The organism is Pseudomonas sp. XWY-1 (assembly GCF_002953115.1).
Taxonomy (GTDB): Bacteria; Pseudomonadota; Gammaproteobacteria; order Pseudomonadales; family Pseudomonadaceae; genus Aquipseudomonas; species Aquipseudomonas alloputida.
Genome location: NZ_CP026332.1, coordinates 4,191,662 through 4,206,771, shown reverse-complemented (window position 1 = coordinate 4,206,771; position 15,110 = coordinate 4,191,662). Strand labels below are relative to the sequence as shown.

General features: G+C 64.0%; 10 protein-coding genes. 7 read left to right on the top strand and 3 right to left on the bottom strand.

Going from position 1 to position 15,110, the window contains the following annotated elements; genetic code table 11:
• The 7 genes from PRJ_RS19490 to PRJ_RS19460 all read left to right on the top strand — a co-directional run bounded on the left by PRJ_RS19490 (nucleotide 1) and on the right by PRJ_RS19460 (nucleotide 8,917).
• Nucleotides 1-261 carry a YeaC family protein gene (locus PRJ_RS19490; protein WP_003247224.1) on the top strand — a complete coding sequence of 87 codons (261 nt, stop codon included), beginning with the start codon at nucleotides 1-3 and terminating at the stop codon, nucleotides 259-261.
• Entirely contained in the window at nucleotides 258-1,088 is an 831-nt protein-coding gene (locus PRJ_RS19485; RefSeq protein WP_003247225.1) for a DUF2797 domain-containing protein, read from the top strand. Before PRJ_RS19490 ends, PRJ_RS19485 begins: the two co-directional genes overlap by 4 nt.
• Before the next feature lie 13 nt (nucleotides 1,089-1,101).
• On the top strand, nucleotides 1,102-3,759 hold the full coding sequence (gene pepN, locus PRJ_RS19480) for an aminopeptidase N (RefSeq protein WP_104962260.1): 2,658 nt from the start codon (nucleotides 1,102-1,104) through the stop codon (nucleotides 3,757-3,759).
• A 271-nt stretch (nucleotides 3,760-4,030) separates the two neighbouring features.
• Nucleotides 4,031-5,071, top strand: a complete 1,041-nt coding sequence (locus PRJ_RS19475) for a YCF48-related protein (protein ID WP_104962259.1) — start codon at nucleotides 4,031-4,033, stop codon at nucleotides 5,069-5,071.
• Nucleotides 5,072-5,091: 20 nt separating this feature from the next.
• A complete protein-coding gene (locus PRJ_RS19470; RefSeq protein WP_104962903.1) occupies nucleotides 5,092-7,467 on the top strand; it encodes an RND family transporter in 2,376 nt (791 codons plus the stop codon).
• Nucleotides 7,468-7,530: 63 nt separating this feature from the next.
• On the top strand, nucleotides 7,531-7,821 hold the full coding sequence (locus PRJ_RS19465; RefSeq protein ID WP_020415640.1) for a DUF5629 family protein: 291 nt from the start codon (nucleotides 7,531-7,533) through the stop codon (nucleotides 7,819-7,821).
• The gene (locus PRJ_RS19460; RefSeq protein WP_223843610.1) at nucleotides 7,787-8,917 is read left to right on the top strand and encodes a lactonase family protein; all 1,131 of its coding nucleotides are present in this window, start codon (nucleotides 7,787-7,789) and stop codon (nucleotides 8,915-8,917) included. Before PRJ_RS19465 ends, PRJ_RS19460 begins: the two co-directional genes overlap by 35 nt.
• A 692-nt stretch (nucleotides 8,918-9,609) precedes the next feature.
• Here PRJ_RS19460 and PRJ_RS19445 read toward each other — a convergent pair.
• The 3 genes from PRJ_RS19445 to PRJ_RS19435 are packed head-to-tail and all read right to left on the bottom strand — an operon-like array spanning nucleotide 9,610 to nucleotide 15,079.
• The gene (locus tag PRJ_RS19445) at nucleotides 9,610-10,203 is read right to left on the bottom strand and encodes a glutathione S-transferase (protein WP_104962258.1); all 594 of its coding nucleotides are present in this window, start codon (nucleotides 10,201-10,203) and stop codon (nucleotides 9,610-9,612) included.
• The gene (locus tag PRJ_RS19440; protein ID WP_104962257.1) at nucleotides 10,200-13,844 is read right to left on the bottom strand and encodes an AAA family ATPase; all 3,645 of its coding nucleotides are present in this window, start codon (nucleotides 13,842-13,844) and stop codon (nucleotides 10,200-10,202) included. The genes PRJ_RS19445 and PRJ_RS19440 overlap by 4 nt, the downstream gene beginning before the upstream one ends.
• On the bottom strand, nucleotides 13,841-15,079 hold the full coding sequence (locus tag PRJ_RS19435) for an exonuclease SbcCD subunit D C-terminal domain-containing protein (RefSeq protein ID WP_012053234.1): 1,239 nt from the start codon (nucleotides 15,077-15,079) through the stop codon (nucleotides 13,841-13,843). The genes PRJ_RS19440 and PRJ_RS19435 overlap by 4 nt, the downstream gene beginning before the upstream one ends.
• Between the last annotated feature and the right edge of the window lie 31 nt (nucleotides 15,080-15,110).

Below are 15,110 nucleotides of genomic sequence, written 5' to 3'. Positions count from 1 at the left end.
ATGTCCACTTTCGCGCAAATGATTGAAAACATCACCCCGGAAATCTACCAGAGCCTGAAACTGGCGGTGGAAATCGGCAAATGGTCCGACGGCCGCAAGCTCACCGCCGAGCAGAAAGAGCTGTCGCTGCAGGCGGTCATCGCCTGGGAGATGAAGAACCTGCCCGAAGACCAGCGCACCGGCTACATGGGCCCACAGGAATGTGCGTCGAAGTCCGCGCCCATCGCCAACATTCTGTTCAAGTCGGACTCGGTACATTGATCGAACTCGCACGTGGCTCGTTGAGCAAGATGGCCGTCAGCCTGCAGGCACCGGTGGTGCAGTACAGCTTCCGCCTGGATGACACCCAGGTGCCGGTCAACCCCATGATCGGCCAGCGCCTGCGCCTGGAATACCTCGGCGCCATTCATTGCAGCCATTGCGGCAAGCGCACCAAGACCAGCTTCAGCCAGGGTTACTGCTACCCGTGCATGACCAAGCTGGCCCAGTGCGACGTGTGCATCATGGCCCCGGAAAAATGCCACTACGACGCCGGCACCTGCCGCGAACCGTCGTGGGGCGAACAGTTCTGCATGACCGACCACGTCGTCTACCTGGCCAATTCGTCGGGGATCAAGGTCGGCATCACCCGTGCCACCCAGCTGCCTACCCGCTGGCTCGACCAGGGCGCCAGCCAGGCGTTGCCGATCATGCGCGTGGCCACCCGGCAGCAATCGGGCCTGGTCGAAGACGTGTTGCGCAGCCAGGTGCCGGACCGGACCAACTGGCGCGCGCTGCTCAAGGGCGATGCCGAGGTGCTCGACCTGCCGGCCATCCGCGAGCAGGTCTTCGAAGCCTGCGCCGACGGCCTGCGCGAGCTGCAGGGGCGCTTTGGCCTGCAGGCGATCCAGCCGCTGCCGGACGCCGAAGTGGTGCAGATGAACTACCCGGTCGAGGCGTACCCGAAGAAGATTGTCAGCTTCAACCTCGACAAGGACCCGGTGGCCGAGGGCACGCTGCTGGGCATCAAGGGCCAGTACCTGATCTTCGACACCGGTGTGATCAATATTCGCAAGTACACGGCCTACCAGTTGGCCGTGCTCCAGTAAAAAGGACCTGCACATGCGTACCGAACAACCGCAAGTGATCTACCTCAAGGATTACCAGGCGCCGGAGTACCTGATCGACGAGACGCACCTGACCTTCGAGCTGTTCGAGGACCACACGCTGGTTCACGCGCAACTGGTCATGCGCCGCAACCCGGCACGCGGTGCCGGCCTGCCGCCACTGGAACTCGATGGCCAGCAGCTGGAACTGCTGCGCGCCTCGCTGGATGACCAGGAACTGCAGCCAGGCGACTACCAGCTCGACGCCGACAGCCTGACCGTGCAGCCCAAGGCCGAGCGCTTCACCCTCGATACCAGCGTGAAGATCCACCCGGAAAGCAACACCGCCCTGGAAGGCCTGTACAAGTCGGGCAAGATGTTCTGCACCCAGTGCGAGGCCGAGGGCTTCCGCAAGATCACTTACTACCTCGACCGCCCGGACGTGATGAGCACCTTCACCACCACGGTCATCGCCGAGCAGCATCGCTACCCGGTCTTGCTGTCGAACGGCAACCCGATCGGCAGCGGGCCGGCCGAAGATGGCCGCCACTGGGCGACCTGGGAAGACCCGTTCATGAAGCCGGCCTACCTGTTCGCCCTGGTGGCCGGTGACCTGTGGTGCGTTGAAGACAGCTTCACCCGCCAGTCCGGCCGTGAGGTGACCCTGCGCATCTACGTCGAACCCGAGAACATCGACAAGTGCGACCACGCCATGGTCAGCCTGAAAAAGTCCATGCGCTGGGACGAAGAAGTCTATGGCCGCGAGTACGACCTGGACATCTTCATGATTGTTGCGGTCAATGACTTCAACATGGGCGCCATGGAAAACAAGGGCCTGAACATCTTCAACTCCAGCTGTGTGCTGGCCCGTGCCGAAACCGCCACCGATGCTGCGCACCAGCGCGTCGAAGGGGTGGTCGCCCACGAGTACTTCCACAACTGGTCGGGCAACCGTGTCACCTGCCGTGACTGGTTCCAGCTGTCGCTGAAGGAAGGCTTCACGGTATTCCGCGATGCCGAGTTCAGTGCCGACATGAACTCGCGCACGGTCAAGCGCATCGAAGACGTCGCCTACCTGCGCACCCACCAGTTCGCCGAAGACGCCGGCCCCATGGCCCACCCGGTGCGCCCGGAAAGCTTCATCGAAATCTCCAACTTCTACACCCTGACCGTCTACGAGAAGGGGGCCGAAGTGGTGCGCATGGTCCGTACCCTGTTGGGTAGCGAAGGCTTCCGTAAGGGCAGCGACCTGTACTTTGAACGTCATGATGGCCAGGCGGTAACCACCGACGACTTCATCAAGGCCATGGAAGACGCCAACGGCGTCGACTTTACCCAGTTCAAGCGCTGGTACAGCCAGGCGGGCACCCCACGCCTGGAGGTCAGCGAGGCGTATGACGCCGCCGCGCAGACCTACAGCCTGACGTTCCGCCAGAGCTGCCCGCAGACCCCGGACAAGGCCGAGAAACTGCCGTTCGTGATCCCGGTGGAGCTGGGCCTGCTGGATGCCGCCGGCAACGACCTGCCGCTGCAACTGGCTGGCGAAGACGCTGCTCAAGGAACCAGCCGCGTGCTGTCGGTAACCGAAGCCGAGCAAACCTTTACCTTCCAGGGCATCCAGGCCAAGCCGCTGCCGTCGCTGCTGCGTGGCTTCAGCGCCCCGGTGAAGCTGAGCTTCCCGTATGACCGCGACCAGCTGATGTTCCTGATGCAGCACGACAGCGACGGCTTCAACCGCTGGGAAGCGGGCCAGCAGCTGTCGGTGCAGGTACTGCAGGAACTGATCGGCCAGCATCAACGCGGCGAAGCCCTGAAGCTCGACCAGCGCCTGATCACCGCCCTGGGCACTGTGCTGGGCAATGTATCGCTGGACCCTGCCATGGTGGCCGAAATGCTCTCGCTGCCAGGGGAGGCGTACCTTACCGAGATCAGCCAGGTGGCCGACGTCGACGCCATCCACGCCGCCCGCGAGTTCGCACGCCAGCAGATCGCCGAACACCTGTTCGACGCCCTGTGGGCGCGTTACCAGGCCAACCGTGAAGTGTCGCGCAGCACTGCCTATGTGGCCTCGGCCGAGCACTTTGCCCGCCGCAGCCTGCAGAACATCGCCCTGTCGTACCTGATGCAGAGTGGCAAGCAACAGGTGCTGGACGCGACCCTGGAGCAGTTCGAGCACTGCGACAACATGACCGAGCGCCTTACCGCGCTGGCGGTACTGGTCAACTCGCCGTTCGAGGCCGAGCGCGCCAAAGCGCTGGCGGCGTTTGCCGAGCACTTCAAGGACAACCCGCTGGTCATGGACCAATGGTTCAGCGTGCAGGCGGCCAGCACGCTGCCGGGCGGGCTGGCGCGGGTCAAGGCGTTGATGCAGCACCCGGCCTTCACCCTGAAGAACCCGAACAAGGTGCGTGCGCTGATCGGTGCCTTTGCCGGGCAGAACCTGGTCAACTTCCATGCTGCCGATGGCTCCGGGTATCGCTTCCTGGCGGACCTGGTGATCGAGCTGAACGCACTGAATCCGCAGATTGCCTCGCGGCAACTGGCGCCGCTGACACGCTGGCGCAAGTATGACGATGCGCGTCAGGCGCTGATGAAGGGTGAGCTGGAGCGCATTCTGGCTTCGGGTGAGTTGTCCAGTGATGTGTATGAGGTTGTGAGCAAGAGTCTGGCGTAATTCTTGTGAATTGGGGCTGCTTTGCAGCCCTTCGCGGGTGAACCCGCTCCTACAGGGGGATGTAACCTTTGTCGGGCGGGTTTACCCGCGAAGGGCCGCCCAGCGGCCCCGGCTTTCCCCGGCCGACAACAAAACATAACACCCCGCCCGTTGTACTCCCGCAAACATCCCCGCTACGATCCCCTCAAGCTATTGCAGGCCTCTAGATCAGGCTTTTTGCAAAGCCTGCAATGCATTGACCCACCAAAAAGAACACAACAAGGGGGCAGTCATGAGGGAACAGTTACGTACGCCAGCCAGGCGTGGTGCCTGGCCATGGGCAGCCAGCGCGATGCTGGCATTGGCATTGGGGGTGTGGGCCGACAGCGCCCAGGCCGCGGCAGCCGACCAATACTCCACCGAATCGGCCAAGGCCAGCCAAAGCCTGTTGATCGACACCACCCATGCCGGCAAGCGCCTGGTGGTGGTGGGTGATCGCGGCCACATTCTGTTCTCCGACGACCAGGGCAGTACCTGGACCCAGGCCCGAGTACCCACCCGGCAATTGCTCACTGCCGTGTATTTCCTCGACGACAAGCGTGGCTGGGCCGTCGGCCATGACGCGCAGATCCTCGCCAGCACCGACGGTGGCGCCACCTGGAGCAAGCAGTTCGAAGACCTCGCCCGTGAAGCGCCCTTGCTCGATGTCACCTTCCTCGACGCCCAGCACGGCTTTGCCGTAGGGGCCTATGGTGCCTTGCTGGAAACCACCGATGGTGGGCAGCACTGGCAGGATGTGGCCGAGCGGCTGGACAACCCGGACCAGCTGCACCTGAACGGTATCGCCCAAGTGCGCGATGCCGGCCTGTTCATCGTGGGTGAGCAGGGCGGCATGTTCCGCTCCACCGACAACGGCCAGACCTGGGCCAAGGTCCAGGGCCCCTACGAGGGCTCGTTGTTCGGCGTGATCGGCACCGCCAGGCCGCAGACCCTGCTGGCCTACGGCCTTCGCGGCAACCTGTTCCGCTCCAGCGACTTCGGTGACAGCTGGCAGCCGATCGAACTCAAGGCCGCGCGCGGTACCCTGGAGTTCGGCCTGGCAGGCGCTACGCTTGTCGATGATGGCAGCCTGGTGCTGGTCGGCAATGGTGGCAGCGTGCTGCGCAGCACGGACGACGGCCAGACCTTCAGCGTGTACAACCGTGCCGACCGCCTGGCCCTGGCCGGCGTCAGTGGCCTGGCCAACGGCGGCCTGCTGCTGGTAGGGCAGGGTGGTGTGCACCTGGCCAGCGCCGAAGGGGCTGATCAGCCTGCTCCGGAGGTGCGCCCATGACCAGCAGGGAGAGCATTACCATGCACCCGCATCATCAGGATAAAGCCACGCTGCTCGAACGCCTGATCTTCAACAACCGCCCAGTGGTCATCGCCCTGTGCGTGCTGGTCAGCATTTTCCTGTTCTGGCAGGCCACGCAGATTCGCCCGTCCACCAGCTTCGAGAAGATGATCCCGCTGCAGCACCCGTTCATCGAGCAGATGATGGAGCACCGCAACGACCTGGCCAACCTCGGCAACACCGTGCGCATCTCGGTGGAGGCGGTGAACGGTGACATCTTCGACAAGGACTACATGGAGACCCTGCGTCAGATCCATGACGAGGTGTTCTACATCCCCGGTGTCGACCGGGCCGGGCTGAAGTCACTGTGGAGCCCCAGCGTGCGCTGGAGCGAGGTCACCGAAGAGGGTTTTTCCGGTGGCGAGGTCATCCCTAACACCTACAACGGGTCGCAGGACAGCCTCGATACCCTGCGCGACAACGTGCTCAAGTCAGGCCAGGTGGGGCGCCTGGTAGGCAATAACTTCAAGTCCAGCATCGTCGACGTGCCGCTGCTGGAGAGCTACCCCGACCCGCAGGACCCGGGCAAACAGGTGAAGCTGGACTATCAGCAGTTCTCTCACCTGCTGGAAGAGAAGATCCGTGACAAGTTCCAGGCGCAGAACCCCAATGTAAAAATCCACATCGTCGGCTTTGCCAAGAAGGTCGGTGACCTGATCGATGGCCTGGTGATGGTGGCGATGTTCTTCGGCGTCGCCCTGGTGATCACCTTGGTGTTGTTGTACTGGTTCACCTGGTGCATCCGCAGCACTGTCGCCGTGCTCATCACCACGCTGGTGGCGGTGGTCTGGCAACTGGGGCTGATGCATGCGGTGGGCTTTGGCCTGGACCCGTACTCGATGCTGGTGCCGTTCCTGATCTTCGCCATCGGCATTTCCCACGGGGTGCAGAAGATCAACGGCATCGCCCTGCAGTCGAGTGATGCCGACAACGCCCTTACCGCTGCCCGGCGCACATTCCGTCAGTTGTTCCTGCCGGGAATGATCGCCATCCTTGCCGACGCAGTGGGCTTCATTACCCTGCTGATCATCGACATCGGGGTGATTCGCGAACTGGCCATCGGCGCCTCCATCGGTGTGGCGGTGATCGTGTTCACCAACCTGATCCTGTTGCCGGTGGCCATCTCCTATGTCGGCATCAGCAAGAAGGCCATCGAGCGCAGCAAGAAAGACGCGACCTCCGAGCACCCGTTCTGGCGCCTGTTGTCGAACTTCGCCAGTGCCAAGGTGGCGCCGGTGTCGGTGGTGCTGGCGCTGCTCGCCTTCGCCGGTGGCCTGTGGTACAGCCAGAACCTGAAGATCGGCGACCTCGACCAGGGCGCACCGGAGCTGCGCCCCGACTCGCGCTACAACCAGGACAACAACTTCATCATCAGCAACTACTCGACCAGTTCCGATGTGCTGGTGATCATGGTCAAGACGCCGTCGGAGAAGTGCTCGGTCCATTCGACCATGGCGCCGATCGACGAGCTGATGTGGACCATGGAAAACACCCCAGGCGTGCAGTCGGCGATTTCCCTGGTCACCGTTTCCAAGCAGGTGATCAAGGGCATGAACGAGGGCAGCCTGAAATGGGAAACCCTGTCGCGCAACCCGGACATCCTCAACAACTCCATCGCCCGGGCCGACGGCCTTTACAACGGCGACTGCTCATTGGCACCCGTGCTGGTGTTCCTCAATGACCACAAGGCTGAAACGCTGGAGCGCGTCACCGCCGTGGCCAAGGCGTTTGCCGACAGCCATGACAAGGAAGGCCTGCAGTTCCTGCTGGCGGCGGGCAACGCTGGTATCGAGGCTGCGACCAACGAAGTGATCAAGTCGGCCGAGCTGACCATCCTGATCCTGGTGTACATCTGCGTGGCCGTGATGTGCCTGATCACCTTCCGCTCGTTCGCCGCCACGCTGTGCATCGTGCTGCCCCTGGTGCTGACCTCGGTGCTGGGCAACGCGCTGATGGCCTACATGGGTATCGGGGTGAAAGTAGCGACCTTGCCGGTGGTGGCGTTGGGGGTGGGCATTGGCGTGGACTATGGCATCTATATCTACAGCCGCCTGGAAAGCTTCCTGCGTGCCGGTTTGCCGTTGCAGGAGGCGTATTACCAGACCCTGCGCTCGACCGGCAAGGCGGTGCTGTTCACCGGGCTGTGCCTGGCCATTGGCGTATGCACCTGGATCTTCTCGGCGATCAAGTTCCAGGCGGACATGGGCCTGATGCTGACCTTCATGCTGCTTTGGAACATGTTTGGTGCGCTGTGGCTGCTACCGGCATTGGCGCGGTTCCTGATCAAGCCTGAGAAGATGGTGGGCAAGGAGGGTGGGTCGATCTTCGCCCATTGATTGGAGGGGGCCGCATTGCGGCCCCCCGGTTATACTGCCAGCTCATTTCAGATGGGTACCCCTATGTCCCCCCTCGCTACCGCCCTGCAGTCCTGCGATATGCTTTTGATCGACGGCCTGCACGCCTTCGATTTCACCGTTGATGAAGCCGGCCTCACTGTGGAATGCATGGACGGCCGCCAATTGCGTCGCTGGTCGTTCACCCCTGAGCAAATCGCTGCCGCCATCGCCACCGGAGACGAGTGGCAACTCGACGATGCCAACGGCGCGCATCGGCTAGTCTGTATGAGTGCCTTTCGCGCCCCGGATGATGACCAAGATGAACCGGACCTGGACGACCCTGCTGACCGCTAGCCTGATGAGCCTGACTATCCACGCCCACGCCTCGACGTTGCTGGTGGGCAGCTACACCGATGGCGCCAGCCAGGGTATCTACCGCTACCTGTTCGACGACAAGGCCGGCCGCATCGACCCCACACCGCAACAAGTGGTCAAGAGCGTCAATCCTTCCTGGCTTGTGCTGTCGGCCGACCAGCGCCAGCTGTTCGTGGTCAATGAAACCCCGGGTGGCCATGCCAGCAGTTTCAGCGTCAGCACCAAGGGCGAAATCAAGCCGCTCAACCAGGTGGCCACCCAAGGTGACGAACCGACTCACGCCAGCCTCAGTCGTGACCAGCGTTATCTGTTCGTGGCCAACTACGCGGTCAAGCCTGACCCCGGCGGCAGCCTGGTGGTAATCCCGGTGGCCAGGGACGGCAAGCTCAAGGCCGTGGTGCAACAGGCCCGGCACAAGGCGAGTGGCGTCAACCCCGAGCGCCAGGCCGGTGCCCATGTGCATGCACTGGTGCTGTCGCCCGATGGCCAGCATGTCTATGCCTGCGACTTGGGCGCAGACAAGGTATTCATCTACCGCTACGACGGCGCCAGTGTGGACAAACCGTTGAGCCCGGCAATCCCGGCCTCGGTGGCCTTGCCGCCAGGCAGTGGGCCCCGTCACCTGCTGTTCGACGCCAAGGGCCAGCACGCTTACCTGACGTTGGAAATGAGTGGCGAAGTGGTGATGTTCGACGTCGAGGACGCTGCTTTGCTTGAGCGCCAACGCCTGCCGCTGACCGAGCAGCAGGATGCAGCGGCCAAGGCAGCGGGAGGCCTGCACCTGTCGGCGGACGGCCGTTTCCTGTACGTGAGTAACCGTGGCACGGCGAATGAAATCCTGGTGTTTGCGGTTGGCAAGAATGACGGCCAGTTGACGTTCGTGCAGCGCCGCTCCGTGGAAGGCGACCACCCCCGCGAGTTTGCCCTGGACCCTAGCGGCAATTTCCTGCTGGTGGCCAACCAGAAGAGCAACCAGATCGTGGTCATGCGCCGTGATCTCTTGACTGGCGAGTTGGGGGAGACCGTGCAGACCATGGCGCAGGACGCGCCTTCGGACCTGAAGTTCATCGATTGAGGGGTTGGGAGGGTTCGCCCATAGGCGAACTGGCCAGACACACACTGCAAGAAGTGGATTTATCCGCGAAAGGGCCGGTCCTGCTGGCCAATTTTCACCCGCCGTTCACTGTTGCCGCCGCCACCGTATTCGCGGGTAAACCCGCTCCTACACACAGATCGGTGATGGACACAGGCCGTCGTAGGAGCGGGTTCACCCGCGAAAGGGCCGGTCCTGCTGGCCAATCTCCACCCGCCGTTCACCGTTGCCGCCGCCACCGTATTCGCGGGTAAACCCGCTCCTACATGCGCTCGGTGGTTGAACACAGGCCGTCGTAGGAGCGGGTTCACCCGCGAAAGGGCCGGTCCTGCTGGCCAATCTCCACCCGCCGTTCACTGTTGCCGCCGCCACCGTATTCGCGGGTAAACCCGCTCCTACATGCGCATCGGTGGTTGAACACAGGCCGTCGTAGGAGCGGGTTCACCCGCGAAAGGGCCGGTCCTGCTGGCCAATCTCCACCCGCCGTTCACCGTTGCCGCCGCCACCGTATTCGCGGGTAAACCCGCTCCTACATGCGCTCGGTGGTTGAACACAGGCCGTCGTAGGAGCGGGTTTACCCGCGAAGCAGGCGATGCGTTGCATGGCACCGGCTGCGCCGGTGTTCGCGGGTGAAACCGCGCCTACGGGCGCCCCATTTGCAGCCAAGCGTCTGTTCAGCGAATCATGATCGCTTTGAACAGCTCCGAAGCCAGCCACCCCTCCAGCCAGCGCCGCACACGCGGATAAGCCGCCTCGGCGAACCACTGCGGTTCCACCCTGGCAAACTGGCGCATCAGGGGCAGCAACGCGGCATCGGCCATGCTCGGGTGGTCGGCCAGCAGGTAAGCCCGCCCCGCCAGCAAGCCTTCGAGCTCCGCCAGCCAGGCCTCGGCCTGCTGGCGGTAATGCTCGCGGGAATGCTCCGGGTAACGTTCGGCATACTTGTACAGGTTCACGTGCGCCTTGAACGTGGTGTCATTGCGCGCAATCAGCGTTTCAGCCTGCTGCGCAGCCGCAGGGTTGGCCTGTAGCCGCCAGTCCTGCGGGTCGTTTTGCGTCAGCGCCCAGCGCATGATGTCCAGGCTCTCTTCCAGTACCTCGGCACCGGTGTCCAGCACCGGTACCGTGCCCTTGGGCGACAAGGCCAGCAGCTCTGCCGGCTTGTTCTTCATCGCCACTTCGCAGATCTCCACCTCGCAGCCGGCATAGCGCAGGGCCAGGCGCGCACGCATGGCCCACGGGCAGCGGCGGAACGAGTAGAGGATCACCCGCACACCTCCACGTCACTGAGGCCATTACCCTGGCGCCGCACCTGGATCTGCACCGGGATGCGCTCGTGCATTTCCTGTACGTGGGAGATCACCGCCACTTTGCGACCCTGGGCTTGCAAGCCGTCGAGGGCGTCCATTGCCAGTTGCAGCGACTCGGGGTCGAGGCTGCCGAAACCTTCGTCGATGAACAGCGACTCGATACGCAAGGTGCTGGACGCCATCGACGCCAGGCCCAGGGCCAGGGCCAGCGACACCAGGAAGGTTTCCCCGCCCGACAGCGAGTGCACCGAACGCAGCTCGTCGCCCATCTCGGTGTCCAGCACCAGCAGGCCAAGGGCGCTGCCGCCGCGCTTGAGGCGGTAGCGACGGGCCAGCTGACGTAGCTGGGCGTTGGCGTGGTGCAGCAGCAGGTCAAGGTTGTAGCCTTGGGCGATCTTGCGGAACACATCACCGGAGGCCGAACCGATCAGGGCATTGAGGCGGGCCCAGCGTTGCCACTGCTGGTGGGCCTGTTCGATTTCTGCCGCCAGCGCCTGGTGGGCCTGCTGGCGGCGCTGGTCGTCGGCCTGTTGTGCACGCAATTCAGCGCATTGCTGCTCGTGGTTTGCCAGGCGTTCGCGCAGTTCGGCCAAGGCTTGCTCCAGGGCTTGGACCGTGGTGTCCACGGTCATCTGTGCAGCGTGGTGCTGCAGGCGCTGTTCGCGCTCCAGCAGCAGCACGCGGCCCTGCTCAATGGCTTTTTCCGCGCCTTGCAAACGCTGGCGCAATTCATTGACTTGCGCGTCATCCATGGCCAGCAGGCGATCGAGGCCGGCATCGTCCAGTTCAGGATGCTCGCTGCGCCACTGGGCGATCTGGGCCTGCAACTGTTGGCATTCGGCATCCAGTGCCTGTTGTTGCTGGGTATTGGCCTTGAGCTCGCTGGCCAGTTGCACGCCTTGGGTGCGCAGATCTTGCAGGCGCTGGGCGGTGTCGGCATCGAGGGCGCGGGCTTGTTCCAGCGTGGCTTCCATATGCTGCTGCCAGGCTTCGGCACTGGCATGTTCGCCAAGCAGCTCGCCGAGCGACGCCTGGGCCTGCTGGCGCTGTTCGTCGAGGGCAGCGAGCTTGTGTTGCAACTGCTGCAGGCCTTGCACGCGCGCCTGTTGCTGATCGCGCAGTTTGTCCAGCTGGGCTTGCCGGGCTTGCTGTTCTTCCTGTTCGTCCTTGCGCTGTTCCAGTTGCTGCAGGCGCTGGGCAATCTGTTGGTCGAGGGCGAGGAAGGCATTGGCCGGGTCGTCGTTGAGGGCCTTGAGCGCTTCCTCTGGTAGTACGCCGGCCAGGTCGTTCAGGCCTTGCTGCAACAGCTGCTCGTCGTTGGCCAGGGCCTGGTGCTGTTGCTCCAGGTGGCGCTGGGCCTGTTGTTGGGCGTCGTGGGCAGCCTGCAATTGCTGGTTGAGGCGGGCCGCGTCCCGTTGCAGGGCGAGCAGGGCGCTCTGGCGTTTCTCGTCCTGGCTGATTTCTTCATCCAGGCGACGCAGTTGGCTGTCGAGCCAGGCGCTACGGGCCTTGTCGTCCTGCGGGGCGAGGGCTGGCCACAGGCTGTGTGCCTGTACCTGAGCCACCAGCGGTTGCAACTGTTCGCCCAGTTGCTGCTGCTGTTGCTGGAAGTCCTTGAGCTGGGCATTGACCACACCCAGCTGGGTACGCAGCTCCACCAGCTTGCTGTTGAGCGTTTCGACCTGCTTCTGCGCGGCGTGCTCTTCGGCCTGGTCATGGCGGCCAAGGCTCTGCAGCAACGCTTCTGGCTGATGGAACGGGTGTTCGGCGCTGCCACAGACCGGGCAGGGTTCGCCGTCACGCAGTTGGTTACGCAGTTCTTCGACGCTGGTGTTGCGTGCCAGGCGTTGGCGTTCCAGCAGTTGACGGGTGAGCGTCAACGCCTGTTCGGCGGCCTCCAGCTCGGCCTTGGCGGCGGTGCCTTCGGTAATCAGTTGCTGGCGTTGCAGCATGGCCTGCTGCTGCCGTTCGCGCAGGGCATCCAGCTGCTGGCGCAGCTCCTGTTCACGGCCGTGCAGGCGTGACATTTCCTCTACGGCGCGCTGCTGTTTGCGGTTGTCCTGCAACATGCCGCCGAGCAGGTCGATCTGCTCGGCCAGGGCCTGGGGTTCGGCCTTGGCTTCACGGAACAACAGGTCGTAGGCGTCGCGCTCGGCCTGCAAGCGCGCATTGGCCTGGCTGGCCTGGGCCTGCAAGCCGGGTAGCTCTTCTCGGCCCTTGGTCAGCCGGCCACCGATCAGCATCACCTGCTTCAGTTGCGGCAGGTAGGCGTGCCAGGCATTGGCCAGGCCCGCCAGGTGCTGGCTGTCGGCAAGCGCGGTGTCGATCAGCGCCAGTTGTTGCACGCTGCGCTGCTGGTTGTCTTCCAGCTGCTGCAGTTGCTGCTGGCCGTCAGCGACCTGCTGTTGCGCCTGCTGGTTGATGCTGCGCTGGGCGGCCAGCTCCTGGTCCAGGCGTGCCAGCGTATCCTGAGCGGCAAAGGCCTGGCGCAGGCGCGGCGCGTTCTCGCCGTGCTCGGCCTGGCGGTCGGCAAGCGCTTGGCGCGCAGTGTCCAGCGCCTGTTCGAGTTCGCGGGTGCGCACCTGCAGTTCGGCTTGCTGCTGTTGCTGTTCGGTAATTTTCGCGGCCACTGGCGCCAGCTGTGCGCTCAGGTCCTGTCGGCGGTGGAACTGGTGACGCTGTGGGGCCAGGCGCTCCAGGCGTGCCAGGTCCAGGCGTGGTTCGGCCAGCTGTTGCCAGTCCAGTTCGGCGGCCTGCAGCGTGGTGCTGGCTTCGGTGTGTTGGGCCTGTAGCTGGTGTTGTTCATTCAGCCAGTTGCGTTGCTGCTCCAGCTGGCGCTCGCCGGCCTGGTCGGCCTTGAAGTGCTGTTGCGCCTGCTCCAGGCGCTGGTCGAGCTCGGCACGTGCCTCGGCAGCCATCGGCAGCAGATGGCTGGCGCGTTCTTTCAGGGCGTTGTGTGCCTCGCCGGCTTCGCGCGCCTTGCTGAAGGCACGCTGGCCCAGACGGGTGTAGATCGCGGTGTTGGTGAGCTTTTCCAGCAACTCGCTGCGGTCTTTGTCGTCGGCCTTGAGGAACGCGCCGAACTCGCTCTGGGCCAGCATCACCGCACGGGTGAACTGCTCGAAGTTCAGGCCCAGGCGGGCTTCGACCAGTTGCTTGTATTCGTTCTTGCCACTGCCGAGCACTTGCTCGCTGTCGAGGTCGTAGAAGCTCTGACGGCTGTGCTGCAGTTTGCCGTTGGCCTTGTCGCGGGCGCGGTTGGCTTCCCAGCGGGCGCGGTAGCGGCGGCCATCGATGCCGACGAAATCGACCTCGGCAAAACCGCTGCCGGTGCCACGGCGCAGCAGGTTGCGCGGGTCGGAGGTGGGGATGTCGCCGTCGGCATCCGGAACCTTGGCCTCACGGCCAATGGCATTGAGGCGTGGCACGGTGCCGAACAGCGCCAGGCACAGGGCGTCAAGCAGGGTGCTCTTGCCGGCACCGGTAGGCCCGGTGATGGCGAACAGGCCAGCGCTGGCCAAGGGTTCTGCGGTGAAATCGATGTCGATCGGGCCGGCCAGCGATGCCAGGTTCTTCAGGCGGATGGCGAGAATCTTCATGGCTGTTCCTCTTCCTGCTGCACGTCCTGCAACAGCAGGGCGAAGTCGGCCAGCGCCTGCTCGTCGGCGGGGTTGCCGTAGGCTTGCTCCCAGGCGCGGCTGAACAGGTCTTGCGGGGTCATCTGGGCCAGTTCGACAAAGGCCAGGTCGTCGTCTTCGGCGTTGTTGCGGCCGGCGTACTCGGCGCTGATGCGGATCAGCCGTACCGCCTTGCCTTCAAGCGCGGTTTCAATCTGCTGGCGCAGGTCGGGTTGCGGCTCGTCGAGCATCACCCGCACCTCCAGCCAGGGCTGGCGGTTGGGGTCTTCAAGCAGGTCGATCACTGGCAGGTCGGCCAGTTGCTGCAACAGCTCGCCCAGCGGTGCCGGGCCCACCCGTTGCAGGGCCACGGCGCGTGGTACGGGGCGTGGCTCGACGCTGACCAGGCCGTTGCCGTCCAACTCCACTTCCAGGACCTGGTGCGGGTAGTTGATTTCGGCGAACGACAGCGGGATTGGCGAGCCGCTGTAGCGGATGCGCTCTTCGCGGTTGACCTTCTGCGGCTTGTGCAGATGGCCCAGGGCGACGTAGCTGATAGCCTTGTCGAACAGCTTGGCCGGCAGCGCCTCGGCGTTGCCGATGATCAGGCTGCGTTCGGAGTCCTCCGACACCGCGCCACCGGCCATGTGCGCGTGGCTGATGGCGATCAGCGCCTGGTCTTTCTTGCGTTTCTTCAGTGCGGCGGCGATCAGTTGCTGGTGCACCTGGGTGATGCCTTGCAGGTAGTCGTCACCCAGCTGCGGGCCGGTCACTTCGGCCGGGCGCAGGAACGGCAGGGCCAGGCACCAGGCGGCCACCTTGCCACGGCCGTTGGTCAGCGGAATCAACAGGCGTTCGGCATCCAGCTGGCCCTCGTCCAGCCAGTGCACACGGCCCAACGCATGGGTGCGCAGGCGGCGCATGAGTGCGGCCGGCAGCTCGATGCGCGAACCGGAGTCGTGGTTGCCGGCGATCATCACGATGTCCAGCTTGGGTTGTTGCTCGTGGGCCTGGACGATGAAGTCGTAGAGGCGTTCCTGGGCTTTGACGGGCGGGTTGACGGTGTCGAAGATGTCGCCCGCAATCAGCAGCGCATCCGGCTGGCGCAGGCGCAGCTGGCCGAGCAGCCAGTCGAGGAAGCAGGCGTGTTCGAAGTCGCGTTCCTGGCCGTGCAGGCTTTGGCCCAGGTGCCAGTCGGAGGTATGAAACAGACGCATGGATGACCTGTTGGTGTCGAGTCGGGCAAGC